The sequence below is a fragment of the Ferribacterium limneticum genome (assembly GCF_020510585.1).
In the GTDB taxonomy this organism is placed as follows: Bacteria; Pseudomonadota; Gammaproteobacteria; order Burkholderiales; family Rhodocyclaceae; genus Azonexus.
Window position 1 is genome coordinate 3,176,312 of the sequence record NZ_CP075190.1, and the last position, 24,597, is coordinate 3,200,908.

At 60.8% G+C, this 24,597-nt stretch carries 24 protein-coding genes; 11 read left to right on the forward strand and 13 right to left on the reverse strand.

All coding sequences use genetic code 11. The features are described 5' to 3' along the window. Nucleotides 1-31: 31 nt before the first annotated feature. The 4 genes from KI613_RS15210 to KI613_RS15225 are packed head-to-tail and all read left to right on the forward strand — an operon-like array spanning nucleotide 32 to nucleotide 4,123. A complete protein-coding gene (locus KI613_RS15210; protein ID WP_226400911.1) occupies nucleotides 32-391 on the forward strand; it encodes a CidA/LrgA family protein in 360 nt (119 codons plus the stop codon). Next, complete coding sequence (locus KI613_RS15215) at nucleotides 388-1,116, forward strand: LrgB family protein (protein WP_226400913.1); 729 nt, start codon at nucleotides 388-390, stop codon at nucleotides 1,114-1,116. Before KI613_RS15210 ends, KI613_RS15215 begins: the two co-directional genes overlap by 4 nt. Before the next feature lie 42 nt (nucleotides 1,117-1,158). Next, entirely contained in the window at nucleotides 1,159-3,522 is a 2,364-nt protein-coding gene (locus KI613_RS15220; protein ID WP_226400915.1) for a PAS domain S-box protein, read from the forward strand. Beyond that, entirely contained in the window at nucleotides 3,515-4,123 is a 609-nt protein-coding gene (locus KI613_RS15225) for a response regulator transcription factor (RefSeq protein WP_226400917.1), read from the forward strand. Before KI613_RS15220 ends, KI613_RS15225 begins: the two co-directional genes overlap by 8 nt. A 19-nt stretch (nucleotides 4,124-4,142) precedes the next feature. On the opposite strand, the gene KI613_RS15230 is transcribed toward KI613_RS15225, so the two are convergent. Together KI613_RS15230 and KI613_RS15235 are read right to left on the reverse strand one after the other, a co-directional pair. Beyond that, on the reverse strand, nucleotides 4,143-4,481 hold the full coding sequence (locus KI613_RS15230) for a hypothetical protein (protein ID WP_226400919.1): 339 nt from the start codon (nucleotides 4,479-4,481) through the stop codon (nucleotides 4,143-4,145). Nucleotides 4,482-4,557: 76 nt separating this feature from the next. Next, a complete protein-coding gene (locus tag KI613_RS15235) occupies nucleotides 4,558-5,550 on the reverse strand; it encodes an ankyrin repeat domain-containing protein (RefSeq protein WP_226400921.1) in 993 nt (330 codons plus the stop codon). 79 nt (nucleotides 5,551-5,629) lie between these two features. Here KI613_RS15235 and KI613_RS15240 point away from each other — a divergent pair, with 79 nt between their 5' ends. Together KI613_RS15240 and KI613_RS15245 are read left to right on the forward strand one after the other, a co-directional pair. Continuing rightward, nucleotides 5,630-6,172 carry a TonB family protein gene (locus tag KI613_RS15240; RefSeq protein ID WP_226400923.1) on the forward strand — a complete coding sequence of 181 codons (543 nt, stop codon included), beginning with the start codon at nucleotides 5,630-5,632 and terminating at the stop codon, nucleotides 6,170-6,172. 106 nt (nucleotides 6,173-6,278) lie between these two features. Beyond that, nucleotides 6,279-6,905 (forward strand): hypothetical protein, encoded by a 627-nt coding sequence (locus KI613_RS15245; RefSeq protein WP_226400925.1) that lies wholly within the window; start codon nucleotides 6,279-6,281, stop codon nucleotides 6,903-6,905. 121 nt (nucleotides 6,906-7,026) lie between these two features. Here KI613_RS15245 and KI613_RS15250 read toward each other — a convergent pair whose 3' ends face one another. The 9 genes from KI613_RS15250 to KI613_RS15290 form a co-directional block, all read right to left on the reverse strand. Further along, on the reverse strand, nucleotides 7,027-8,241 hold the full coding sequence (locus tag KI613_RS15250; protein ID WP_226400927.1) for a CaiB/BaiF CoA transferase family protein: 1,215 nt from the start codon (nucleotides 8,239-8,241) through the stop codon (nucleotides 7,027-7,029). After that, the gene (gene murI, locus KI613_RS15255) at nucleotides 8,241-9,026 is read right to left on the reverse strand and encodes a glutamate racemase (RefSeq protein WP_226400929.1); all 786 of its coding nucleotides are present in this window, start codon (nucleotides 9,024-9,026) and stop codon (nucleotides 8,241-8,243) included. Before murI ends, KI613_RS15250 begins: the two co-directional genes overlap by 1 nt. A gap of 485 nt (nucleotides 9,027-9,511) precedes the next feature. Beyond that, complete coding sequence (locus tag KI613_RS15260) at nucleotides 9,512-11,566, reverse strand: diguanylate cyclase (RefSeq protein WP_226400931.1); 2,055 nt, start codon at nucleotides 11,564-11,566, stop codon at nucleotides 9,512-9,514. Between the two features lie 193 nt (nucleotides 11,567-11,759). Further along, entirely contained in the window at nucleotides 11,760-12,026 is a 267-nt protein-coding gene (locus KI613_RS15265) for a Txe/YoeB family addiction module toxin (protein ID WP_226400933.1), read from the reverse strand. Continuing rightward, nucleotides 12,019-12,189, reverse strand: a complete 171-nt coding sequence (locus KI613_RS15270) for a type II toxin-antitoxin system Phd/YefM family antitoxin (protein WP_226400935.1) — start codon at nucleotides 12,187-12,189, stop codon at nucleotides 12,019-12,021. The genes KI613_RS15265 and KI613_RS15270 overlap by 8 nt, the downstream gene beginning before the upstream one ends. 144 nt (nucleotides 12,190-12,333) lie before the next feature. Beyond that, complete coding sequence (locus tag KI613_RS15275) at nucleotides 12,334-13,593, reverse strand: HD-GYP domain-containing protein (protein WP_226400937.1); 1,260 nt, start codon at nucleotides 13,591-13,593, stop codon at nucleotides 12,334-12,336. Nucleotides 13,594-13,677: 84 nt separating this feature from the next. Further along, entirely contained in the window at nucleotides 13,678-14,169 is a 492-nt protein-coding gene (locus tag KI613_RS15280) for an RNA methyltransferase (protein WP_226400939.1), read from the reverse strand. Between the two features lie 8 nt (nucleotides 14,170-14,177). Next, complete coding sequence (locus tag KI613_RS15285) at nucleotides 14,178-14,681, reverse strand: hypothetical protein (RefSeq protein WP_226400941.1); 504 nt, start codon at nucleotides 14,679-14,681, stop codon at nucleotides 14,178-14,180. Nucleotides 14,682-14,731: 50 nt separating this feature from the next. Continuing rightward, the gene (locus tag KI613_RS15290) at nucleotides 14,732-15,304 is read right to left on the reverse strand and encodes a hypothetical protein (RefSeq protein WP_226400942.1); all 573 of its coding nucleotides are present in this window, start codon (nucleotides 15,302-15,304) and stop codon (nucleotides 14,732-14,734) included. A gap of 282 nt (nucleotides 15,305-15,586) precedes the next feature. Here KI613_RS15290 and KI613_RS15295 point away from each other — a divergent pair, with 282 nt between their 5' ends. Then, nucleotides 15,587-15,910, forward strand: a complete 324-nt coding sequence (locus KI613_RS15295) for a hypothetical protein (protein WP_226400944.1) — start codon at nucleotides 15,587-15,589, stop codon at nucleotides 15,908-15,910. A gap of 60 nt (nucleotides 15,911-15,970) precedes the next feature. Here KI613_RS15295 and icd read toward each other — a convergent pair whose 3' ends face one another. Continuing rightward, nucleotides 15,971-17,212, reverse strand: a complete 1,242-nt coding sequence (gene icd / locus KI613_RS15300; RefSeq protein WP_226400946.1) for an NADP-dependent isocitrate dehydrogenase — start codon at nucleotides 17,210-17,212, stop codon at nucleotides 15,971-15,973. A 254-nt stretch (nucleotides 17,213-17,466) separates the two neighbouring features. Continuing rightward, nucleotides 17,467-19,704 (reverse strand): NADP-dependent isocitrate dehydrogenase, encoded by a 2,238-nt coding sequence (locus KI613_RS15305; protein ID WP_226400947.1) that lies wholly within the window; start codon nucleotides 19,702-19,704, stop codon nucleotides 17,467-17,469. A gap of 198 nt (nucleotides 19,705-19,902) precedes the next feature. Between KI613_RS15305 and aceK the strand changes: the two genes are divergently transcribed. From aceK to KI613_RS15325, 4 genes are read left to right on the forward strand one after another with little or no spacing between them, the layout of a single operon-like run. After that, nucleotides 19,903-21,675 carry a bifunctional isocitrate dehydrogenase kinase/phosphatase gene (gene aceK / locus KI613_RS15310; protein WP_226400948.1) on the forward strand — a complete coding sequence of 591 codons (1,773 nt, stop codon included), beginning with the start codon at nucleotides 19,903-19,905 and terminating at the stop codon, nucleotides 21,673-21,675. A 60-nt stretch (nucleotides 21,676-21,735) separates the two neighbouring features. Continuing rightward, nucleotides 21,736-22,863, forward strand: coding sequence for an NAD(P) transhydrogenase subunit alpha (locus KI613_RS15315; protein ID WP_226400949.1), 1,128 nt, complete (start codon nucleotides 21,736-21,738; stop codon nucleotides 22,861-22,863). Beyond that, complete coding sequence (locus KI613_RS15320) at nucleotides 22,863-23,144, forward strand: NAD(P) transhydrogenase subunit alpha (protein ID WP_226400950.1); 282 nt, start codon at nucleotides 22,863-22,865, stop codon at nucleotides 23,142-23,144. The genes KI613_RS15315 and KI613_RS15320 overlap by 1 nt, the downstream gene beginning before the upstream one ends. Nucleotides 23,145-23,146: 2 nt before the next feature. After that, nucleotides 23,147-24,517, forward strand: a complete 1,371-nt coding sequence (locus KI613_RS15325) for an NAD(P)(+) transhydrogenase (Re/Si-specific) subunit beta (protein ID WP_226400951.1) — start codon at nucleotides 23,147-23,149, stop codon at nucleotides 24,515-24,517. Nucleotides 24,518-24,597: the final 80 nt, after the last annotated feature.

Here is a 24,597-nt window from a genome sequence, read left to right on the forward strand (position 1 = left end):
GCAGCCTTCTGATTCTTTCTGGAGGCTGCCCGTGATTTCCGCCCTCTCCGCCCTGCTCGTTTTCCAGTTGGCCGGCGAAGTCCTCGCCCGCTCGCTCAATCTGCCCATCCCCGGCCCGGTCATCGGCATGCTCATGCTCTTTGTCGCGCTCGTGCTGCGCGGTGGCCCCGGCGAAGAGCTGCAGACGACCAGCCAGAATCTGCTGCAACACCTGTCGCTGCTCTTCGTGCCGGCCGGCACCGGCATCATGGTCCATCTCCATCGGGTGTCAGACGAATGGCTGCCGCTGCTCGTTTCGCTGCTGGTCAGCACGCTGGCTACCCTGGTCGTCACCGCGCTGGTCATGAAGCTCTGCCAGCGCCGCCCAGCCGCCTCGGGGGAAACGCCATGACGCAGGAAATCAGCCAGATCTGGGTCTACCTCTCGGCCTCGCCGCTGCTCGGGCTAACCATCACGCTGCTCGCCTATCAGGCCGCTTTCGCGCTCTACCGGCGCTCCGGCAACAATCCGCTGGCCAACCCGGTGCTCATCGCCGTTTTCATTTTGGTGCTGTTTTTGACGTTGACCGCAACATCGTACGAAACCTACTTCGCCGGTGCCCAGTTCGTGCATTTCCTGCTCGGCCCGGCCACCGTGGCGCTGGCCATCCCGCTGTACACCCAGTTCAAGCGCGTCCGCTCGATGTTGCTGCCGGTGCTTGCCGGGCTGCTCGCCGGCAGCCTGACGGCCATCGTCTCGGCCGTGCTGGTCGCCCGCCTGTTTGGCGCCAGCGCCTCGACCCAGCTTTCGCTCGCCCCCAAGTCGGTGACGACGCCGATTGCCATGGGTATCGCCGAACGCATCGGCGGCATCCCGTCGCTGACCGCCGTGCTGGTCATCGTCACCGGCATCCTCGGTGCCGTCGGCGCGCGCTTTGTCTTCGACGCCATGAAGGTGCGCGACCCGGCCATCCGCGGCTTCGCCATCGGCATCGCCTCGCACGGCATCGGCACGGCACGCGCCTTTCAGGTAAACGAGCAGAGCGGAGCCTTTGCAGCGCTGGCCATGGGCATGAACGGGGCGCTCACCGCCCTGCTCGTGCCCTGGATTGCTGCTTATCTGATCAACATAGGGTAAGTACCTATGGCCGATGTGACACGGGGGGCTAAGAATTTGGCCATGCTCATGCGTCCCCCTTCTCCTCAGCCGAAGCACACGCGGCTATGGCTCGCGCCCTACGTCGCCATCGGCATATTCGCGCTGGCCATGCTGGTCCTCACCGGACTGCTCCAGTGGCGCGAACTGGACACCGCGCGGTCGGCCCTGGAGGGCGACATGCACTGGGCGGAACGGACCATCGAAAACCGCCTGCACGCGCATCAGGACTTTCTCGGCGAGCTCGGCCGCGAACAGGAATTCAAGCAGCTCACCTACGAGGCCTTCCAGGTCAAGGCCAGCCGCTATGCGCGCGAGGCGCCGGAAATCCAGGCCATCGTCTGGGTCGATACCGATGGCAAGGTCGAATGGGTCGCCCCCAATGAATCAACGGCTGTCTTCGTTGGCGAACAACTGACCGGCGAGCGCCTGGCCGCCCTGCAGGAAGCCCTGCGCGTGCGCCGCACGGTGGTTTCGCCGGACTACCGGGATGCCACCCAGCGCCCGGCCCACGACATCATCCTGCCGGTGCAGCGCGGCAGTGCCGACCTCGGCGCCTTCATCGCGCTGCAGTCGCTGGAAACGCTGCTGCGCACGACCCTGCCCACCGTATTCACGGCCCGCTACAGCCTGACCGTGGTCGATGCACAAAATCGCGAGCTCTTGAGCAATTCGTCGGTCAAGCCGACCGACCGCCAGGTTTCCGGCCAGATCAGCCTCGAATTGCCCAACAACCGCCTCGGCCTCAACATCGTCGCCTACCGCGTCGGCGGCGCCTGGCTGCCCTTCGTGCCGGCGGCACTGATTATCGTGCTGACGCTGATCGCTTCGGTGACGCTGATCCAGCTGCGCCGGCATGCCCAGCACCGGGCCGAGACCGAAGAAGAACTGCGCACCGCCTACGCCTTTCGCCAGGCCATGTCGCAATCGCTGATCACCGGCCTGCGCGCCATCGATCTCGAGGGCCGGATCACCTTCGTCAACGCCGCCTTCTGCCGGATGACCGGCTTCGACGAAAGCGAGCTGGTCGGCATCAAGCCGCCCTACCCTTACTGGCCACCGGAAGAGTTCGACCGCCTGCAGAACAACATCGACACCGCCCTGGCCGGCAAGGCGCCGGCCAGCGGCTTCGAGATGCGCATCATGCGCCGGAGCGGCGAGCGCTTCGACGTGCGCCTCTACTTTTCGCCACTGATCGGCACCAACGGCCAGCAGATCGGCTGGATGGCCTCGATGAACGACATCACCGAGCCAAAGCGCATTCGCGTCGAACTCGAGCGCGCCCATGAGCGCTTCGTCACGGTCATCGACGGTCTCGACTCGGCCGTGCACGTTACCGACGTGCAGACCGGCGAAATCCTCTTTGCCAACCGCGCCTTCCAGAACATCTTCGGCTTCGACGCGGTTGGCCAGAATTCGTCGCATGTTACCGCTGCCTGCCGGCCACCACCTGACCAGCTAGCCCGCGACCCGCTGCAGATCGGCCCCGAAGAACTGCCCTGCGAACTGTTCGATGGCGAACTCCAGCACACCCTGTCCGGCCACTGGTATCACCTGCATGAACGCGCCATCCGCTGGGTCGACGGGCGCACCGTGCGCGTCCAGATCGGTGCCGACATCACCGACAAGAAACACATCGAAGAGGTCAACCTGCAGCAACAAAAGCGCCTCGAGCAGACCTCGCGCCTGATCACCATGGGCGAAATGGCCTCGTCGCTGGCCCACGAGCTGAACCAGCCGCTGTCGGCCATCGCCAATTACTGCGCCGGTTGCGTCAAGCGCATGCAGGCCGGCAACTACAAGCTCGACGACCTGCTCGCCGCCATGCAGAAGGCCTCGGACCAAGCTGAGCGGGCCGGCAAGATTATCCGCCGCATGCGCGACATGGTGAAGAAGGGCGACCCCAACCGGCAGCCCATCGCGCTCGAGGAACTGGTCGATGAAACGCGCGCCTTCGCCGACATCGACGCCCAGCGCACCGGCACGCAGATCGTTGTCGACCTGCCCGAAAATTTGCCGAAAATCGTCGTCGACCGCATCATGATCGAGCAGGTGCTGCTCAATTTGTTCAAGAACGCTATCGAAGCGATGAGCGACGTGCCGGTCGAGCGCCGGCTGCTGACCTTGCAGGCCCAGCAGGTCGACGAGCGGATGCTGGAAATCACCGTGGCCGACCAGGGGCACGGCCTAGCCGAAGAGGACATCGAAAAGATTTTTGCCCCCTTCTACACGACCAAGGCCGAGGGCATGGGCATCGGCCTGGCGATCTGCCGCTCGATCATCGAGTTTCATCAGGGGCGGCTGTGGGTCGAGCCGCGGCGCGAGGGTGGTACCGTATTCCACTTCACGGTACCGATCGAAGAGTTAGGCGAGGACAGCAATGAATAATCTGACGCAGACAATTTACGTCGTCGATGACGACGAGGCCATGCGCGACTCGATGACCTGGCTGCTCGAGGGCGAAGGCTACGTCGTCGCCTGCTTCGACTCGGCCGAGAGTTTCCTCAAGGCACGCCGCGACGACATGCGCGGCTGCCTGATCCTTGACGTGCGGATGCCGGAAATGAGCGGCCTCGAACTGCATGAAAAGCTCGATGCCCTCGGCTCCGAATTGCCGGTCATCTTCGTCACCGGCCATGGCGACGTGCCGATGGCCGTCTCGGCGCTGCAGCGCGGCGCCTGCGATTTCATCGAAAAGCCCTTCCACAACGAGGATCTGCTCTCGCGTATCGTTCGCGCCCTGGAGCTGGACGCCCAGCTATCGGCCCGTCGCCAGCGCAACGGGGCGATCAGCCACCGCCTTGATCAGCTGACCCAGCGCGAAAGCGAAGTCATGAAACTGGTCGTCGCCGGCAAGCTCAACAAGCAGATCGCCGACGAACTGAACATCAGCATGAAAACCGTCGAAGCCCACCGGGCGCGGGTAATGGAGAAAATGGGTGTGCGCACCCTGGCCGAACTGGTCAAGGCCGTGGTGACGGTTAACTGAAAACGCCCGGGCTAACGGCTCAGAGCGGGATGATGTCGTCGCCGCCGGTGCCGAAATGGCCTTCGTAGTGCTTAAGCTGGCGAACCTGCTTGCGACGCAGCAGCTTTTCCTGAACCTTGGGCGGCAGGTCGGTGAACATGATCAGATCCTTGGCGATGAGCAGTTCGATGGTGTCTTCGATGACCCGGACGAAATCGCGGTCCAGTTCATGGAGTTCGTTCTGCCGCCAGCGTTCGTGGATGAACTGCAAGACCTCGGGATGATCGGCCGGCAAGGCTTCGCTGGCGTCGCCGATGGGCATCGGGTGCGCTTCGCAAATGTTGCCCTTGCTATCTCTCGCCACGTAAAGCATGCCCATTCCCCTCTCGATTGATCGACGCAGTCTGCATGAGCCGATCGCGATTTGCAATTGATCCGGCCGGAAAGGCCCGGTATCAGTAGTTCCTGACCGGCGCCTTGATCGGCATTTTGGGCGTGCCAAAGTAAGTAGCCGGCGGCGCCTTGAAGCCGACCGCCTTACCCTTGCCTTTTTCATCGACGATGATCGTTGCCGACTGCTCCTGTGGCTTCTTGCGGCTGGCGGTAATTTCCATCGTCACCGCCCGCGCCGGCATCGGCCGATCCATTTCGGCGCGCACGATGCGCACCCGTTCGGTCGCAATGCGCTTGTCGATAACGTTGGTCGACATGCTCCGCTCGACCAGCTTTTCGCGCATACTGAGTAGTTCTTCGAGCTCCTTCGAACTGCGCATCGAACGCACCGGCGCCCCCCATTTTTCCTTGGGCTGGCTGACCGCGATGTTGAACTCCTCCGGATTGGTCACCATGCGCGCCAGTTCCAGCCGATCGTGGCGCATTGCCCACTCCAGCGCACCGTCGCCCCAGTCGTTCTTCGGCGTCCGGTCGGCACCTTTTTCGATCAGCTTGCGGGCCAGCCCCTGGTGGCCTTCATACACCGCCATCATCAGCACGCTCGAGCCGTTGGTGCTCAGGGCGTTGATGTCGGCTCCCTGGTCGATCAGAAAATCGGCGACTTCGGTGTGCCCGGCGAAAACCGCGTAATGCAGCGCCGACCATTGCCGGGCCGGCGCATTGATGCGCGCCCCGCGCTCAATCAGCCATTTGACCATCTCCAGATTGCCGCGCCAGGCGGCCAGCGCAATGGCCGATTCGCCATTCGAATTCAGTTTGTTGATGTCGGCCCCGCGCGCCAGGAACAGACGCATGAGATCCGGCTTGCCTTCCCAGGCACCGATCATCAGGCCCGAACCGATCCGGCTGCCCATGAAATCGGGCGGCAGACCGGCATCGAGCCAGCTTTCCGCCTGGCCGACATCGCCCAGTTCCATTCTGACGGTGAAGGCCACCGGGTCAGGCAAGGCATCGGCCGAAAAAACCGGTGCCGAAGCCGACAGCAAAAACCCCATCGCGCTTATCATGGCAAGCCGTCGTTTTACAGTTAGTTTCATTGCGTATCCATTGCCTCAGGCCAGCCCCCATTTTCTCATGACCCGGATCGATTACCGGCTTTTTGCGGCGCTGGCGTTGTCGCTCTCGCTGCATCTCTTGCCGCTGCTGCCGGATTTCAATTTTGGCCAAAATTTCCGGTTGACCGCGGCACCGCTGACTGCCGAGTTGCGCCCGCCCCCGGCCGCATCCGCAACGCCGCCGCTCAGCCTGCCGGAGCAGCCTGAACCGGCCAATAAACCCGCGACAAAACCGCCCAAGCCAGCGCTGTCAAAACCAGCCGAAAAAACCAGCGCATCCGCCCCGAAAACCTGGACCCAGACTGTCCGCGAGCACCTCAAAAAACTCGACAACGCCGGCCAGTTCTACCCGGCCGAAGCCATTGCCCGCGGGCTGGAGGGCGAAGTCCACATCCTGCTCATCATCGACGAAGCCGGCAAAGTCAGCGCCGCCCGCATCGAACAAGGCAGCGGCCACCCCCTGCTCGACGACGCCGCCCTGCGCGCCGTCCGCTCCCTGCAATCGCTGCCAGCCGACGCGCCGCGCCAGGTCGTCCTGCCGGTGCGTTTCCGGTTACGTTGATTGGCCGGCTACTGATTGCCCGCGATGGCAGTTGTCGGCCAAAAGCGGACATTTTGTCGCTTATTCCATGGGTATATAGTGAGCGGGCGACAGTGGATCGCCTGATATGAAATTCAAAAATATGAGACTTGCCCTGTATTTGTTAGCTCTGGTACTGACACTAGCAACGCCCCCGGCCATTTCAAAAAGCATGCTGTACATAGATACAAAAGAACAGTGCTTAAAGATTAAAGGCATTTGGGCGTCTTCCAAGTACGACCTAAGGGGGCAAGGTTTAACGATGGAGGCGTGCTACGTGGATATGAATCCCTATGGCGAATGCGCGCAGACTGGTGGGTACCACGTTCAAGGTGCGCCAGACGAAAGACGATGCCAGCTACCGCAGTCAGAGGAAGGAAAAATGACCCAATGCCGTGAAAAGCATGGCCTGTGGACCATGACCGTATGGGGCTTTCTGTGTTACTCGGAAGCTGACGAACGGAAGTGCCGCGAGGAAGGCGGAAGTTGGGAAGTGGGCGGAATGGCGAACTTATTTCGTTGCGTCAAGACTGCCGCCGATGCGTATAAGCCATGCAGGGACGACTCGGAGTGCCAGTTTGGTTGCAGGTATGTTGGACCACACCCGTCTCCGGATCAAGAAGTCGTGGGGAAATGTCACGGCAGCAATAAGTATTTCGGGTGTTTCGCTCCGGTCAAGAATGGAAAGCTCGGTGTTGGAATGTGTGTCGATTGACTGTATCCGAACACACCCCGTATGACAGCTTTGGGCACAAACAAGCCCTTGTGTTCTTTCAATTTTGACCCAAATTTCCGGTTGACCGTGGCACCCCAGCCCCACGGCCTTCCTGAGCCGCTCAGACCGCCCCGTCGGCCCGTAGCGCGGCGATGCGCTCGGGCGCATAGCCCAACCCGGCCAGCACTTCGTCGGTGTGTTCACCAAGCGCCGCGCCCAGCCATTCCGTGCTGCCCGGTGTCTCCGACAATTTCGGCACGATGCCGGGGATTTTGAATTCCTTGCCATCCGGTAAACGAGCTGATTCGAACATCTGACGGGCGATGAATTGCGGGTCGGCGAACATGTCGACAGCCGAATAGACGCGCGATGACGGCACCTCCGCTGCGGCCAGCATGGCCAGCACCTCGGCCTCATCGTGCTCGGCGCACCACGCGTCGATCAGCCCGTAAATCTCGTCGCGCCGCGCATCGCGGCCGGCGTTGTCGGCCAGTGTTGTGTCCTCGGCCAGATCCGGCCGGCCCATGGCCAGCATGAAGCGCTTGAAGATCGCGTCGCCATTGGCGCCAATGGTCACGTGCTTGCCATCCTTCGTCGTGTGCGTACTCGACGGCGTGATGCCGGGCATGATGTTGCCAGTCCGCTCACGGACAAAGCCGAAAACGTCAAACTCCGGCACCATCGACTCCATCATCGCGAAGACTGCCTCGTAGAGCGCGACATCGACCACCTGCCCGGCCCCGCCATTGACTTCCTTGTGGCGCAGCGCCATGAGCGCGCCAATCGCGCCCCACAGCGCGGCAATCGAATCGCCGATGGAAATCCCGGTGCGTACCGGCGGCCGGTCGGGAAAACCGGTGATGTAGCGCAGGCCGCCCATCGATTCGCCGACCGCGCCGAAGCCCGGCTGGTCCTTGTACGGCCCGGTCTGGCCGAAGCCCGAGAGGCGGACCATGACCAGCCCCGGATTGTCGGCCTTCAAGGTTTCCCAGCCCAGGCCGAGCTTTTCGAGCACGCCGGGGCGGAAGTTTTCGACCAGGATGTCGGCCCCTGCGATCAACTGGCGGACGAAGTCGCGGCCTTCCGGATGCTTGAGGTTGGCCGTCACCGACTTCTTGTTGCGCCCCTGCACGGCCCACCACAGCGAAGTGCCTTCGTACAGCTTGCGCCACTTGCGCAGCGGGTCGCCGCCATCGGGCGATTCGACCTTGATCACCTCGGCGCCGAACTCGCCCATGATCCGCGTGCAGAACGGCCCGGCGATCAGTGTGCCAAGTTCAACCACCTTGAGCCCGGCCAGCGGCTTTTGTGCCCCGTTTTTTTGCCCCTCGCTCATCAAGGCTCCCAGTGTTCGATTTTCAATTTTTGCCCAAAAATCCGGTCGACCGTAGCAATCACCGAAGCCGGCGCCCCGCTCGTCGCAACCGTCAGTCGGCCCTCGCCGCCGCCGAGCAGATTACCCGCCGCCAATAGCCGTTCAAGCTGACGCGCCACCGGCTCGCCGGTATCGAGCAACACGGTCCCCGCCGGCATGCGCCGGGCAATCGCCGCCGACACGCACGGATAATGCGTGCAGCCGAGCACCACGACATCAGCCGCCGCCGCAGCCAGCGGCGCCACGAAGGTATCGAGCAAGGCGGCCACGGCAGCGCTGTCCGGCCCCTCAGCCTCGATAGCTTCAGCCAGGCCCGGACATGGCTGGGCAATGACCCGATGGCCGTTGGCATGGTTGCCAACCAGCCGCTGAAAACGCTCGCTGGCCAAAGTCCGCGTCGTCGCCAGCACGCCGATGACACCCGTTCTGGTCAGCCCCACCGCCGGCTTGACGCCAGGCTCCAGCGCCACCACCGGCACCTCAATGGCAGCCCGAATCGCCTCCGCCGCCGCCGCCGTTGCCGTGTTGCAGGCAATCACCAGCGCCTTCGCTCCACGCGCCACCAGCGCCTCGGCAATCAACACCCCGCGCTCGCGAAGAAAGGTCTCCGGCCGGTCGCCGTAGGGCAAAAACCGGGTATCGGCGAAATAGAAAAAATCTTCCTGCGGCAGTCGCTCACGTAAGGCACGCAACACCGTCAGGCCGCCGAGGCCGGAGTCGAAGACGGCGATGGGATGGGAGGTCAAAGGTACATCCGGTTATTTGGTCAGGTACTGATTTTAGTGTTTGTTCGCTTGCAGTCCGTTGCGACCGAGCGCCCTTTGGGCACGCAGACGTTCAACATATTAGGCATTAGACACAAGCGCATCAGAGCAAAGCGTCTTTGCTGAACTGTTTGTAATGCTCTTGAAGGTCATTTATGTACGATTCCCATAGCAGAACACACTCCTTCGCCAACTCCAGCGCATCGATAAAATCTGAGTTGCCAACTAGCCTGTTGAAGAAAAGATACCCGCATAAATTCCTTCAATTCTTACGAGATATCTCTTGGTTCTTTCAAATTGTTCCAATGTAGCCAAAGAAGTCAGAGGCATTTCTTAATTTTTACAACAATAGGAGTCAGCCCCATATTGTTCCGCAATATCGACCAACTGGACTACGGCGAAGGGCAATTATATTGCATGCCGTAGCTCGTTTCCCGGGCGGCCGGCGGGCGGCTTTCGTGCCGCCGCTAATCGGTCGCCAGCGTACATACCCGGTTGCGGCCCGTGCGCTTGGCTTCGTAAAGCGCCTTGTCGGCCTGGTTGAGCAGATCGTCGATAGTGGCCTCCGCCGTGCTCTGCGGGGCGACCCCGATTGATACCGTGAACCGCAGCTCACCGCCGGATTCCAGCCGGATCACCGCTTCGGCGATCGCCTGGCGCAGGCGCTCGGCGACTTCCGCAGCCTGCTTGACGTCGCTCTCCGGCAGCAGGATGGCAAATTCCTCGCCGCCGATGCGGCCGACGATGTCGACTTCGCGCAGGATCTGCCGACAGACTTCGCCCACCTTGCGCAGCACGTTATCGCCAGTTTGATGGCCATGCGTGTCGTTGATCCCCTTGAATTTGTCGAGGTCGAGCATCAATACGGACAGCGCTTGACCATAGCGCCTGGCCCGCGCCAGTTCATTGCCGGCCAGTTCGCGGAAATGGCGGCGATTGGACAGAGCAGTCAGCGAATCAGTCCTCGCCTGGCGCACCATCTCTTGCTCCAGCGCGCGGCGTTCGGTGATGTCGGTGCCCAGGCCGACCAGATAAGGCTGGCCGTCAATGCAGGTACGGTGGCCGGTGAAGTAGTAGGGAATCTTGCCCCCGGACCTGATCAGCAGGTCCGCCTCGGCCCAGGCGTCGCCATTTTCAAACACTTCCTGCATCTTCCGGCCGATCAGACTCTGGTCTTCCCCATCGAAGAAATCGAGTGCTGTCATCGGCTCGATGTCATCCGGTGCAAAGCCGGTCACTTCGAGGAACAGCTTGTTAACCCGGACGAAGCGCCCATGCTGGTTGAGCATGTAGAAGATGCCGGGCAGGCTGTTGACGATGTCGTCGGAGAACTGTTTCTGCTGGCGCAGTTGCTCTTCGGCCCGCTTGCGCTCGGTGATGTCGCGGATGATGCCCAGCGCATGCAGGCTGTTGTGCAGCGAGAAGGCGGAAATGGACAGTTCGATCGGGAATTCCTCACCGCTCTTGCGCAGCGCGCTGATCTCGAAGGTCTTGCCGATGAACTTGCCTTGGCTGGTATTCTGGAAACGACTGAACCCACTGTGCGCCGCATCTTGATAGTTCACCGGAACAAGCAAGTTGTGCAGGTTCTTGCCGATCGCCTCGTCGGCCTTGTAGCCAAATATGGTTTCGGCCGCCGGGTTCCAGTAGATGACCTGCTCGTCGGGGCCGATGATGGCGATGGCGTCCTGCGCGGTGGTGCTGATCAGGCGGAACTTCTCCTCGCTGTCGGCCAGTTGCTTGCTGCGGCTTTCCAGGTCGGCCGTACGCTGCTCGACCAGTTCTTCGAGATGGCCCTGATGCTGTTGCAACTGCTCAGTGAGCTGCTGCAGCTTGCCGATGATGTTGCGGACGTGGCGGACGAAGGGATGGAAGATGAGCAGGGCTTCGAGGATCAGCAGCAGCAGCGTGACCAGCCAGAATATTGTCTCGGCTTGCTGCAGGCGGCCGACCGATGCCTCTCCCTCCCGCTGGTACTGGCGCACCATCTGGTCGAGCGCGGTGACCAGCGTGGTCGGCGCGGTCCGGGTGATGTGCTGCAAGCGCAGGTTATCCGGCGTCAGCGCGTCGTCGGCCTCAATCAGCAAGGCCTGCATCGTCTGGATATAGGTTTCGACTTGCCGGTCGAGCGCCTCGGGTCCGTCGAAATACAGCGCGTGCACTGCCGGCGACATACTGTCGGGCAGCCCCAGTTCGGTGTCGCCACGGGTCAGGCCGCGATGCGAGCGGGCCATCAGCTCGATCGCATCCTTCAGTGTGCTGCGGACCGGCGGGCGCTCGGCCGCCGGGGTATTGACCAGCAGATTGGCAAACAAGGCGGTGCGCTGGCTGAGCATGCGCTGCCGGCCGCTGACATTGACCACTGCCGCCGTGCTTTTCTGCTCGGAAATGACCAGATGCAGGCTGACCCAGGCGGCCGTGGACAGCATGGCCACCAGCGCCAGGGCAATCGCATAACGCCAGGTCAGCGCCCGCGCGATACTCAGATCATTGGCCCAGCCAGTGGTTTTTGATTCACTCACGATTTTTCCACGATTTTCTTATTGGGTCGGCCGGCGAACAACAGGGAAAGAGGCACGTCGCGGCCAAGCCAAAGGAGTCAGCATCAATTGGGGTCAAAATGGTCAGCGTCATTTAGCAATGGGCCTCCGCCTCAACATCCCTTGATAAAACGCGAAACCGTGAACTGCCCTTCGATTCGCGCACCTGGCCTGTTTAGTCATCGTAGTGATACCGGCAAGCGATGATCACCTGATTGCCCCCATCGACGCAATAAACAAGGCGATTGGTATCGTCGATACGCCGATACCAGAAGCCTGAGAGGTTCTCTTTCAGCGGTTCGGGTTTGCCGATGCCATCGAATGGTTCGCGCAGACAATCGCGGATGACCGCGTTGATCCGTTTCAGCGTCTTGCTGTCCTGGCCTTGCCAGCACTGGTTTTCCTCCCAGGCGGCGAGGGTCCAGGTGATTTGACTAGGCATCCGCCAAATCCTGCGCCTCGGTTTTACCTTTGCGGTATTGCTCGATAGAGCGCACCAGATGGGCGGCGTTGGCCGGCGATTTCAGCAATTGGACCGTCTCCATGAGGCTGTTGAAGGTGTCGAGCGACATCACGACGGCATCGGAGAAATTGACAACGCGCATGATGTCTAACCTGTTCAATATACCGTACAAGTCCAACCAGACTGGCAGGCCAACGCAAGCGCCACGCCGGTAAGTTGATTGCTACGGTCAACCGGAAAAAAATTCAAAAATGAAATGTCGTAACCCTTCCGAACCCCAACCGACTCATATCCCGAAATGATGACGGACTTGATCTTCGAGTAGTTGGCTGGCGAACTCTTCGCTGCAGCCGGCCAATTGGTCAAAAATGTCCCGCGCCATGGGGCGAAACACGGCCATTACGCCGGGATCGAAGTGGCTGCCGGTGTCTTTTTCCAGAATGGCCATGGCCGCGTCAAAGCCCATCGGTTCTTTGTAGGGGCGTTTCGAGCAGAGCGCGTCGAAGACGTCGGCGACGGCAAAGATGCGGGCGGCGAGGGGAATTTCGTCGGCCTTGAGGCTTCGCGGATAACCGGCGCCATTCCATTTTTCGTGATGCCCTGAAACAACGTCGTTGGCACCATCGAGCCAGCCGATGCCGGTGACGATTTCTTCGCCCTGGCTGACATGGGTTTTCATGATGGCGAATTCGGCGTCATCGAGTTTTCCCGGCTTGAGGAGAATGGCGTCGGGAATGCCGATCTTGCCGACATCGTGGAGAAAGCTGCCGATGATCAGCGACTGCATCGAGGTGCCGCGGAAGCCGAGCTTCTCGGCGATCCGCGCGGCGATCCAGGCGACGCGGTAGTTATGGACGCCGGTATCGGAATCGCGCTTGGCAATGGCGCGGCCCAGCGCCTCCATCATCGAAATGTGCGAATCGAGGACCTCGCGGGCCTTGCGCTCGTTGTCGGCCGACAGGCGAACGACCACCGGATAGATCGCCGCGCCGCACAACAGCGAGGCAAAGCCGACCATCAAGGCGGCGGACAGCGCGCTGTCGAGCATCTGCTGCCGCTGCCACTCGGGCACAACGCGGACGCCTTCAAAATAGCCGGTGATCTCGGACTGCGGCGTATCACCGATCCGCAAGGGAACGAAAACCCGCAGAACCCAGCGCCCATCAGGCAGCTTGAGGCTTTCATAAGAGGTCGCCGTATAGGTCGGCCTGGCGTGGTGAATCAATATGCCTTCGAGATGCAAGCCTTCCGCCGTCATTTCTTCAGCCATTTTCTGGCCTTGGCCGTCGTAGATTTCGGCGATATCGAACAGGCCGCCGGTCAGTGTTTTGGCCGCATCGTTGGCATGCGCCGCGGCATCCGGCCCGCTCAGGGCGATGGCGCCAAAATGGCCCAACAGCCGCTGCGATTCCTCAATCGCCAGCGAAACCGTGCTTTCCTCGGCCTTTTCCCGGGCGACAAACCAGGCCAGCGGACTCGCCAGGAACGCGAGCAACAGGCTGACGGCGCCGATACGCCAGGCCGTGCGCTTGTTGAAGGGGTTCATGCGACCTCCCGTCTTCATTGTCTCAACTCAATTCGAGATTATTGTCGATGAATCTTAAGATAGCCTGACGGGTGGCCACCCCTTCTAAACTCGATTACTGCCTGCCTTGAGCATCCGGTCATAGAGCACGACATTGACCGTCGCCGCCAGATTCATACAGCCGTGGGTGGGGATGTAGACGATGTCCTTGCACCATGAGGTGACGTTCTTTTTCAGGCTGCCGTCTTCCGGGCCGAAGATGTAGAAGGCGCGTTCGGGGTGCTGGTACTCGGTGAGCGGTTTGGCGTCCGGGTGGACTTCGATGGCAACCGGCACGCAGCCGAAGGGGATGACCTGCTGCAGGTCGTCGACGCCGATCAGCGGCAGTTGCAGGTGAACCTGCTTGGTGTCGGTGCGGAATTCGACTGCGCGCTCGTAGCGTTTGCCGGTGTAGAACACCGTGTTGACGCCATAGCAGCCGGCGGCGCGCATGATGGAGCCGACGTTTTCCGGGCCTTTCGGGTTGTAGAGGCCGATGCAGGAATAGCCGGTGTAACCCTGGACTGCCTGTTTTCTGGTGATGGTTTCGATGCTCATCTTCGGCCTTACTCGGGCTGGCGGAATTCGTCGTCGATCCAGGCGTTGGCGCTGGCCGGGCTGAGCTTGAAGTTCGGGCCGACACGGACTTTCGCCAGTTGCTCGCCATCGGCATCTTCGGCCGACAGCGTGGCGTAGGGATCGTCCTCGTCGGGAACGATGTCGAGGCATATCAAAATTGGCCCGTTTTCCCGGTCGACCGTGAGTTTCTTGTGCAGTTGGGCATGCAATTGATGCTCGTGCCGGCGCAGGACTTCGGAAGCCGTCTTGATCAGGGTCTGGAAGGCGGAAACGTCGAGCGGCTTGGGGTTTTTCTTGTCGCGCCCCATGGTCCACGGGCCGACCAGCGCCGGCTCGGCTTCGCCGTCCTTGATCATTTCGACGGCCCAGCCTTCGTCGTCTTCGTTCTTGATGACGCGGGCCGTCCACCCGTTGTTGCGCCACAGGCGTGGCTCGTTGATGACGTCGGCCTCTTCGGTCTCGACGGAGTCGTTCGTTGCGTTTTCAGTCATCCCCGAATTGTACTTCCCGGCGAGTGACTGCCGCTTGCCGCAACGTCCGATTACGAGCTTGCAGCAGCCTTGCTGGCTTCGATTTCAAGGTGACACGGCGCCAGCAACAGGTGGGCCAGATGCTCCGGATCGTTCGAGCCCGTGTGTTCGGCGAAGGCGGTCAGTCGGGCATCGTTGGCCTCGGCCAGGGCGGCGATCAGCAGCCGTGCGGCTTCGCGCGGATTGGTCACGCCGGGGACGTAGCCGGGCCAGTCCTTGTAGTGCGTCAGCAGTTCGGCCTTGTGGTCCTGATAGAGTGCGGAATTCTGCGTGAATTCAAGCTCAGCCTTCTTGGCAGCGATCTCGGCGTCGATCTCGGCATCGGTGCTCTGGTAGTGCGCCTTCTCGGCCTCGGTCCAGTGCGGCTTGTCGCCATGCTTTTCACGCAGCGTGGCGAAGGTGCTGTCCAACTCGATCTGCGAATGGGTCGAGGCATCACGGAAGACGTGAACCTGATCCTTGCCGTGACCCTCTTTGCCGACGTAGCGCATGCTCGCCGTGATGCGCCGGGGATTGAAGCGAAACTGGCGGGCGCAGGCGGCGCGGAGGAGATCGAAGAGTTCTTCAATTTTTGCTGGGCTCACAGGGCTATCCTTTCGCTCGCCCCGAACTGCGGCGATTGCATCGCTGGCCAACTGGCTGGCCGATAGCATACGCCTCACTCAGGATGATGTGGGGAACGCATCAGGCGCTCTCCCCTTTTTCAATGCGGCCCCTGCGACATATTGCCGCAGCATTAGAACTTGCTAACTTTGTATCCTATAACAAAGAAGAGGCTTTTCTTGATTCGCCTTTTCTGGAGCGAATCAAGAAAGCATCTGGACTCGTTTTATGGCTGATGGCAGCCGCAAATTGAGGAGAGAACCATGAAGACGAATGGCATCAAGATAGTCCTGTCCGCTTTGGCTTTCGGATTGATTTCTTCCGGCACATTGGCGGCCGATGCGCCGATCTACGGCAGCCAGCTCATGACCAACCAGGAGCGCATCGAACATCGTGCCAAGCTTCGCGCCGCCACGACAGCTCAAGAACGCGAGCAGGTTCGCCTTGAACACCATGAGCAAATGAAACTGCGGGCCAAAGAACGCGGCGTTACTTTGCCGGATGAGATGCCGGCCCAGGGCCGTGGCATGGGCCCTGGCGGCGGCATGGGCCCCGGTGGTGGAATGGGCGGCGGCCGGGGTCGCTAAAGCCGGATGACTTTCTCCTGGCCGCTGTTTTCCCGCCGGAGAAAGTCGATCAGGCAAAAATCACATGCGGGCGATCATCGCATCACCGAAGACCGAGCACGACAACTCGTCGGCCCCGACCATCAAGCGGGCGAAATCATAGGTCACCTGCTTGTCGCCGATGGCCGCTTCCATGGCCTTGATGACCAGATTGGCTGCTTCGACCCAGCCGAGATGGCGCAGCATCATTTCGGCCGAGAGGATGAGCGAACCGGGATTCACCTTGTCCAGCCCGGCATACTTCGGCGCCGTGCCGTGCGTCGCTTCGAAGCAGGCGTAGTGGTCGGAGATGTTGGCGCCCGGCGCAATGCCGATGCCGCCAACCTGGGCGGCGAGCGCGTCGGAAATGTAGTCACCGTTGAGGTTGGTGGTGGCGATCACGTCGTATTCGGCCGGGCGGAGCAGTATCTGTTGCAGGAAGGCGTCGGCGATGGAATCCTTGACGGTGACTTCGCGGCCGGTGTTCGGGTTGGTGAAATGGCACCATGGACCGCCGTCGATCAGTTGGGCACCGAATTCTTCCTGCGCCACCTTGTAGGCGATGTCACGGAACAGGCCTTCGGTAAACTTCATGATGTTGCCCTTGTGCACGATGGTCAGCGACTTGCGGTCGTTGGCGATGACGTACTTCAAGGCGGCGCGCACCAGGCGGGTGGTGCCTTCGACAGAGATCGGCTTGATGCCGATGCCCGATGATTCGGGGAAACGGATTTTCTTGACGCCCATTTCCTTCTGCAGGAAATCGATGACCTTCTTGCAGGCCTCGGAGTCGGCGGCCCACTCGACGCCGGCGTAGATGTCTTCGGTGTTCTCGCGGAAGATGACCATGTTGGTCAGTTCCGGGTGCTTGAGCGGCGACGGCACGCCCTTGAAATACTGTACCGGGCGGACGCACTGGTAGAGGTCGAGTTCCTGGCGCAGGGCGACGTTGAGCGAGCGGATGCCGCCGCCGACCGGCGTTGTCATCGGCCCCTTGATGGAAACCGAATATTCCTTGAGCGCCGCGAAGGTTTCCTGCGGGAACCACTCGTCCGGACCGTAGAGGCGGGTCGATTTTTCGCCGGCGAAGACTTCCATCCAGTAAATCTTCTTCGCCCCGCCGTAGGCCTTCTCAACGGCGGCATCGATGACCTTGATCATGACCGGCGTGATGTCGATGCCGATGCCGTCGCCTTCGATGAAGGGAATGATCGGATTATTCGGGATCGCCTGCCCCGGAACGATTTTCTGACCGCCTTGCGGCACCTTGATGTGAGAAGTCATGGTCTCTCCTTGAGTTTTATCGGACGGGCCGCAGCCGCGCATGCCGTTGAACGGCAAAGCCCGACGCATGTCTCCGGCGCCGGGCGGCGTAGGGAATTATGTCGCAAAATGTCGGCCGGTGTCAGTCATTCAGGCGAGCGGGGAGACTTCCACGGTCAACCGGGAAAAAGGCCTGAAAATAAAAAAAGCGAAGACCGGATGGCCTTCGCTTTTTTATATCCGGCGCTCACACGCCGGGAAAGATCGTACGCTGCTTAAACGCGCGCTGCCTTCAGCGCAGCATTCAGCGTCGGGCTCGGACGCATGATCGCCTTGGTCTTCGCGGCATCGGCCAGATAGTAGCCACCGATATCAACCGGCTTGCCTTGCACCGACTTCATTTCGGCAACGATCTGCGCTTCGTTGTCGGTCAGCGCCTTGGCCAGCTTGGCGAACTGGGCAGCCAGTTCCTTGTCCTCGGTCTGGGCCGCCACTTCCTGCGCCCAGTACATGGCGAGGTAGAACTGCGAACCGCGGTTGTCCAGCTCACCGGTCTTCGGCGACGGCGACTTGTTGTTGTCGAGCAGCTTGCCGGTGGCAGCATCGAGCGTCTTGGCGAGCAGGACGGCGCGTTTGTTGCCTTCCTTGATGCCGAGCTCTTCGAGCGACACGGCCAGGGCCAGGAATTCGCCGAGCGAATCCCAACGCAGGTGGTTTTCCTGCGTCAGCTGCTGGACATGCTTCGGGGCCGAGCCGCCGGCACCGGTTTCGTACATGCCGCCGCCGTTCATCAGCGGGACGATGGATAGCATCTTGGCCGAGGTGCCCAGTTCCATGATCGGGAAGAGGTCGGTCAGGTAGTCGCGCAGGATGTTGCCGGTCACCGAGATGGTGTCGAGGCCGCGGGCGACGCGTTCGAGCGTGAAGCGCATGGCACGGACCTGCGACATGATCTGGATGTCGAGACCGGTGGTGTCGTAATCCTTGAGGTACTTCTGGACCTTCTTGATCAGTTCATTTTCGTGCGGACGATAGGCGTCCAGCCAGAAGATGGCCGGCATGCCGGACTGACGGGCGCGGGTGACGGCGAGCTTGACCCAGTCGCGGATCGGCGCGTCCTTGACCTGGCACATGCGCCAGATATCGCCGGCTTCGACGTTTTGCGTCAGCAGCACTTCGCCAGTATCGATGTCGACGATGTTGGCGATACCGTCTTCGGCGATCTCGAAAGTCTTGTCATGCGAGCCGTATTCCTCGGCTTGCTGGGCCATCAGGCCAACGTTGGGGACCGTGCCCATGGTCCGCGGATCGAAGTTGCCATGCCATTTGACGAAGTTGATCATCTCCTGGTAAATCCGGGCAAAGGTCGATTCCGGCATGACGCACTTGCTGTCGTACTGCTTGCCGTCGGCACCCCACATCTTGCCGCCCTGACGAATCATGGCCGGCATGGAAGCATCGACGATGATGTCATTCGGCGAATGGAAGTTGGTAATGCCCTTGGCCGAATCGACCATGGCCAGACGTGGACGATGTTCCTGACAGGCGTGCAGGTCGCGGATGATTTCGTCGCGCTTGGATTCCGGCAATTGCTTGATCTTCTCGTACAGGTCGACCATGCCGTTATTGACGTTGATGCCGAGTTCGTCAAAGGTCTTGCCGTGCTTCTCGAAGGCTTCCTTGTAGTAGATCTTGACGCAATGGCCGAAGACGATGGGGTGCGAAACCTTCATCATCGTCGCCTTGACGTGCAGCGAGAAGAGGATGCCGGACTGGCGGCAATCTTCAAGCTGGGCTTCGTAGAAGTCGCAGAGCGCCTTCTTGCTCATGAACATGGAGTCGATGATCTCGCCTTCGAGCAGGGAGAGCTTCGGCTTCAAAACGGTAGTCTTGCCGCCCTTGGCAATCAGCTCCATGCGCACGTCGCGCGCCTTGTCGAGGGTCAGCGACTTTTCGCCGTGGTAAAAGTCGCCGTGTTCCATGTGCGAAACGTGGGTCTGCGACCATTGTTTCCATTCGCCCATGGAGTGCGGACGCTTTCTGGCGAAATTCTTGACGGCGCCCGGCGCGCGGCGGTCGGAGTTGCCTTCGCGCAGCACCGGATTGACGGCGGAACCAATACATTTACCAAAACGGGCCTTGAGGGCCTTCTCTTCGTCGGTATTGGCGGTTTCCGGGTAATCGGGGATCTTGTAGCCCTTTTCCTGCAATTCCTTGACGCAGGCCTTGAGCTGGGCAACCGAGGCAGAAATGTTGGGCAGCTTGATGATATTGGTATCCGGCAGCAGGCACTTCTTGCCCAGCTCGCTCAGTGTGTTCGGCACTTTCTGGTCATCAGAAAGGAACTCGGAAAATTCGGACAGAACGCGGGCCGACACGGAGATGTCGGCCTTCTCGATTTCGATGCCGGCCGGTGAGGTAAAAGTGCGGACAATCGGCAGGAAGGCGCAGGTAGCCAGCAGCGGCGCCTCGTCGGTTAGTGTGTAAATGATCTTGGACTTCCCTGCAGCCATGTCGACTCCTCGAATTGGGTTGAATAACGCGGGGGCGAATATAGTCCGCGCCCCTTTCGCCATGCTTACAAACATAAACCTTTCGAGTATCTCCGCCGAGGCCACTTCGGTCAACGGTGAAACGCGATTTCACATGGCGAACTCCCGGATTCCGTGAATCTGCGATGCTAAAATTTCCGGAGGACAGGAGACTTGGCAATGAAGATTTCGGTCGGCCTCTATGGCACCAATGCGCACCAGATCGCGCTGGCCATGATTCAGGGATTCAACAAGCACTACACGCTGTTTCGCCTGACCAGCCGCGAAGCCAAGTCGCGTTTTGAGCAATGCGACTGGCTCGGCGTACACAAGGCTGTCCGTGAACGCATCCGTTTCTACGATGACCGTGTCGACGAGTGCGTCGAGCGCCTGCGCAACGAATTCGATGCCCAGGGCATCGATGACACAACGTGGCAGCAGGTCAAACTGCTCTACATCGGGCTGCTCCTCAACCACAAGCAGCCGGAGCTGGCCGAGACTTTCTTCAATTCGGTGACGACGAAGATCCTGCACCGCAACTATTTCCACAACGATTTCATTTTCGTCCGACCGAGCATCTCGACCGAAAACATCGAGGGCGACGATACCCAGACCTACCGCAGCTACTACGCCAAAGAAAACGGCCTGCGCGGCGCCATCCACGCCATCATCGGCGATTTCAACTGGCATCGCCCCTTTGCCGACCTCGAACGCGACGTTGACCATGTCTACGATGCAGTGTGCCGCCACCTCAACGGCATGCCCCGACGCGAAGTCAATTTCCAGATCCAGGTGCTCGGCTCGGCCTTCTACCGCAACAAGGCGGCCTACATCATCGGCAAGGCAATCAATGGCGCGAACGAATATCCGTTCGCCATCCCCGTGCTGCACGACGAAAAAGGCCAGCTCTTCATCGACACCATCCTGCTCGATGCCTGGCGGATCGGCCTGCTCTTTTCACTATCGCGCGCCTACTTCATGGTCGACATGGAAGTTCCGTCCGGCTACGTCCAGTTCCTGCGCTCCATCCTGCCTGCCAAGCCGCGCTCCGAGCTCTACATCATGCTCGGCCTCGGCAAGCAGGGCAAAACCATGTTTTTCCGCGACTTCATCTATCACCTGCACCATTCGGAAGACCAGTTCATCATGGCCCCCGGCATTCGCGGCATGGTCATGCTGGTCTTCACGCTGCCGTCCTATCCCTACGTCTTCAAGATCATCAAGGATGTCTTTGGCCCGTCGAAAAACATGGATCGGGCCACGGTCAAGCGCAAGTTCATGATGGTCAAGCAGGTCGACCGCGTCGGTCGCATGGCCGATACGCTGGAGTTCTCCAATGTGCTGTTCCCGCTCAAGCGTTTCAACGACGAAGTCCTGGCCGAGTTGCAAACGCTGGCGCCGTCCTGTTTCGAAGTCGATGGCGATCAGCTCATCATCAAGCATCTCTATATCGAACGCCGGATGGAACCGCTCAACATCCACCTCGACCGCATGGAGCGCGCCAACAACATCGAAGGCCTCGAACACGCCATCCGGGAATACGGCAGCGCCATCCGCGAAATGGCCCAGGCCAATGTATTCCCGGGTGACATGCTGTGGAAGAATTTCGGCGTTACCCGCTTCGGCCGAGTGGTGTTCTACGACTACGACGAAATCGAATACATGACCGACTGCAATTTCCGCAAGATTCCGCCGGCCCCCGACTTCGAAACCGAGATGTCGGGCGAGGTCTGGTACGCGGTAGCCAGGAACGATATCTTCCCCGAGGAGTTCAGCACTTTCCTGCTCGCCTCGCCAACCCTGCGCAAAATATTCAACAAATATCATGCCGATCTGCTATCGCCAAAATTCTGGCAAGATTCACAACAGAAAATTCGGGATGGGCATGTTGAAGATTTTTTCCCATACCCGCAGGAACTTCGTTTTTGCAACGCCACGTCACTAAGCGACTGACAAAAAAATCCTTCAACACTACAATAAGCGGGATATTTTCCCACAAATAGAGAGAGCAGCATGCCAATAACTATATCGGTCGTCAGCGAGCGCGCCCCCGGCGAAAGCCGGGTCGCCCTCGTTCCCGAGACTGCCAAGAAATTTGCCGCCCTCGGCGCCAAGCTTTGCATGGAGCAAAGCGCCGGCACCGAAAGTCACTTTCTCGACTCTGACTATGCGGATGTCACGCTAGTCGACGGCATTGCCGAAGCCTACGGTCCGGCTCAACTCATCCTCCGCGTCACGCCGCCGAGCCCGGAAGAGATTGCCGCTTTGCCCGAAGGCTCGGTCCTCATCGGCCTCCTCAAGCCCTTCGAAGACAAGGCCCGCCTTGCCGCCTTGAATGCCAAGAAGATCACCGCCTTCTCCCTTGAGCTGCTGCCGCGCATCTCGCGCGCCCAGAGCATGGATGCGCTCTCGTCGCAAGGCGCCTGCGCCGGCTACCAGTGCGGCCTGATCGCTGCCGCCCGGTGCACCAAATTCTTCCCGATGCTGACCACCGCCGCCGGCACCATCCGGCCGGCGCGGGTGCTCGTCATCGGGGCCGGCGTCGCCGGCCTGCAAGCCATCGCCACCTGCAAGCGCCTCGGCGCCATGGTCGAAGCCTACGACGTCCGTTCCGCCGCCCGCGAGCAAATCGAATCGCTCGGCGCCAAGTTCGTCGACACCGGCGTCTCCGCCGACGGCAGCGGCGGCTACGCCCGTGACCTCACCGCCGAAGAGAAGGCCCAGCAAACCGAGAAACTGGCCAAAGCTGTCGCCATGTCGGATGTGGTCATCACTACCGCCGCCATCCCCGGCAAGAAGGCCCCGATCATCATCACCACCGACATGATCGCCCGCATGAAATACGGCGCCATCATCGTCGACATGGCGGCCGAATCCGGCGGCAACTGTGCCCTGACCCAGCCCGGCGAACACGTCATCGCCAACGACGTGAACATCCATGGCCCACTGAACCTGCCCTCACGCATGCCGACCCACGCCTCCGAGCTCTACGCCAAAAATCTCTACAACTTCATTTCGCCGTGGATCAAGGACGGCGAACTCAATTTCGACTGGAGCGACGACGTCGTCGCCGGCACGCTGCTCTGCAGGGACGGCGTCACCGTTCATAGCGTGGTCAAACAAGTCATGGGAGAAGCGTAATGGACGGTTTGCTCGCGCTCTACATCTTCATGCTCGCCGCCTTCACCGGCTACGAGATCATCGCCAAGGTGCCGGTCATCCTGCACACGCCGCTGATGTCCGGCTCCAACTTCATCCACGGGGTCGTGGTGGTCGGCGCCATGCTCATGCTCGGCACGGCTGACACCCCCGTCCAGCAAGCCATCGGCTTCTTTGCCGTCGCCCTCGGTGCGGCCAATGCGGCCGGCGGTTATGTCGTGACCGAACGCATGCTCGCCATGTTCAAGAAGAAGGAAGGCTGATCATGACGCTGCCTGTTTACGTTCAAGGCGCCTGGTTCCTCGGCGCTGCATTGTTCATCTTCGGCCTCAAGGGCATGAGCTCGCCGGCCAGTGCTCGCAAGGGCATCATCATCGCCGGCTACGGCATGCTCGTCGCCATTGCTGCCACCTTCCTCATCCCCGGCCTGCAGAACCTCGCCCTCATGGCTCTAGCCCTGGCCCTCGGTGGCTCGGCCGCCTGGATTTCCGGCAAGAAGGTCAAAATGACCGACATGCCGCAGATGGTCGCCATCTACAACGGCATGGGCGGCGGTGCCGCCGCCGCCATCGCCGCCATCGAATTCGCCAAGGGCGACGCCCATAGTCTGGCGACGACGGTGCTGGCTGTTATTGGTGCGCTGATCGGCGCGGTGTCTTTCACCGGCTCCTGCGTCGCCTGGGCCAAGCTGCAGGGTGTGCTCAAGAAAGCCCATCGCCTGCCAGCCCAGAATGCAGTCAATGTCATTCTCGCCCTGATCGCCATTGGCCTCGGTGGCGCCATGGTCGCCATGGCCCCGGCCCAGCCCGAGCTGATCTTCGCCTTCTTCGCCGTGGCGCTGGTCCTCGGCCTGATCGTCACCCTGCCCATCGGCGGCGCTGACATGCCGGTGGTGATTTCGCTGTTCAATGCATTCACCGGTCTGGCCGTTGGCTTCGAAGGCTATGTGCTCGGTAACCCGGCGCTGATCATCGCCGGTATCGTCGTCGGGGCAGCCGGCACCTTGCTCACCCAGCTCATGGCCAAGGCCATGAACCGGCCGATCTCCAATATCCTGTTCACACCGATGGTGGCCAGCGGTCCGGGCGAAGCGATCAGCGGCAGCATGAAGGAACTCTCCGGTCTCGATGCGGCGGCGATGATGCGCTACGCCTCCAAGGTCATCATCGTGCCGGGTTACGGCATGGCCGTCGCCCATGCCCAGCACAAGGTCTGGGAAATGACCTCGATCCTCGAAGAGGCCGGGGTCGAGGTAAAGTTCGCCATCCACCCGGTGGCCGGACGGATGCCGGGGCACATGAACGTCCTGCTGGCCGAGGCCGGGGTGCCGTACGACAAGATCTTTGACCTTGAGGAAATCAACGGCGAGTTCGGTCAGGCTGATGTGGCGCTGATCATCGGGGCCAACGATGTGGTCAATCCGAGTGCCCGGACCGACAAGGCCAGCCCGATTTACGGCATGCCGATTTTGAATGCCGACATGGCGCAGAACGTCATCGTCATCAAGCGCGGCAAGGGTACCGGTTACTCCGGGGTCGAGAACGCGCTGTTCTACACCGACAACTGCCGGATGCTTTATGGCGATGCGCAACCGATGGCTGGCGAGATCATCCAGCACCTCAAGGCGATGGGGTAAACCGGCATCACCGGCACCAGTGCATCCGGTCACATTTTTGTAACGGCCGTGCTGGTGCGGCCTTACAATAACGGGCTATA

Coding starts and splice junctions, on each gene's coding strand:
- KI613_RS15240 (WP_226400923.1), top strand. CDS start 5,630: ATGACCCGGATCGATTACCGGCTTTTTGCGGCGCTGGCGTTGTCGCTC.
- KI613_RS15320 (WP_226400950.1), top strand. CDS start 22,863: ATGGACGGTTTGCTCGCGCTCTACATCTTCATGCTCGCCGCCTTCACC.
- KI613_RS15325 (WP_226400951.1), top strand. CDS start 23,147: ATGACGCTGCCTGTTTACGTTCAAGGCGCCTGGTTCCTCGGCGCTGCA.
- KI613_RS15305 (WP_226400947.1), bottom strand. CDS start 19,704: ATGGCTGCAGGGAAGTCCAAGATCATTTACACACTAACCGACGAGGCG.
- icd (WP_226400946.1), bottom strand. CDS start 17,212: ATGACTTCTCACATCAAGGTGCCGCAAGGCGGTCAGAAAATCGTTCCG.
- KI613_RS15315 (WP_226400949.1), top strand. CDS start 21,736: ATGCCAATAACTATATCGGTCGTCAGCGAGCGCGCCCCCGGCGAAAGC.
- KI613_RS15270 (WP_226400935.1), bottom strand. CDS start 12,189: ATGCGCGTTGTCAATTTCTCCGATGCCGTCGTGATGTCGCTCGACACC.
- KI613_RS15285 (WP_226400941.1), bottom strand. CDS start 14,681: ATGACTGAAAACGCAACGAACGACTCCGTCGAGACCGAAGAGGCCGAC.
- KI613_RS15220 (WP_226400915.1), top strand. CDS start 1,159: ATGCTCATGCGTCCCCCTTCTCCTCAGCCGAAGCACACGCGGCTATGG.
- KI613_RS15265 (WP_226400933.1), bottom strand. CDS start 12,026: ATGCCTAGTCAAATCACCTGGACCCTCGCCGCCTGGGAGGAAAACCAG.
- KI613_RS15295 (WP_226400944.1), top strand. CDS start 15,587: ATGAAGACGAATGGCATCAAGATAGTCCTGTCCGCTTTGGCTTTCGGA.
- aceK (WP_226400948.1), top strand. CDS start 19,903: ATGAAGATTTCGGTCGGCCTCTATGGCACCAATGCGCACCAGATCGCG.
- KI613_RS15245 (WP_226400925.1), top strand. CDS start 6,279: ATGAAATTCAAAAATATGAGACTTGCCCTGTATTTGTTAGCTCTGGTA.
- KI613_RS15250 (WP_226400927.1), bottom strand. CDS start 8,241: ATGAGCGAGGGGCAAAAAAACGGGGCACAAAAGCCGCTGGCCGGGCTC.
- KI613_RS15235 (WP_226400921.1), bottom strand. CDS start 5,550: ATGGGGTTTTTGCTGTCGGCTTCGGCACCGGTTTTTTCGGCCGATGCC.
- KI613_RS15215 (WP_226400913.1), top strand. CDS start 388: ATGACGCAGGAAATCAGCCAGATCTGGGTCTACCTCTCGGCCTCGCCG.
- KI613_RS15225 (WP_226400917.1), top strand. CDS start 3,515: ATGAATAATCTGACGCAGACAATTTACGTCGTCGATGACGACGAGGCC.
- KI613_RS15280 (WP_226400939.1), bottom strand. CDS start 14,169: ATGAGCATCGAAACCATCACCAGAAAACAGGCAGTCCAGGGTTACACC.
- KI613_RS15275 (WP_226400937.1), bottom strand. CDS start 13,593: ATGAACCCCTTCAACAAGCGCACGGCCTGGCGTATCGGCGCCGTCAGC.
- KI613_RS15230 (WP_226400919.1), bottom strand. CDS start 4,481: ATGGGCATGCTTTACGTGGCGAGAGATAGCAAGGGCAACATTTGCGAA.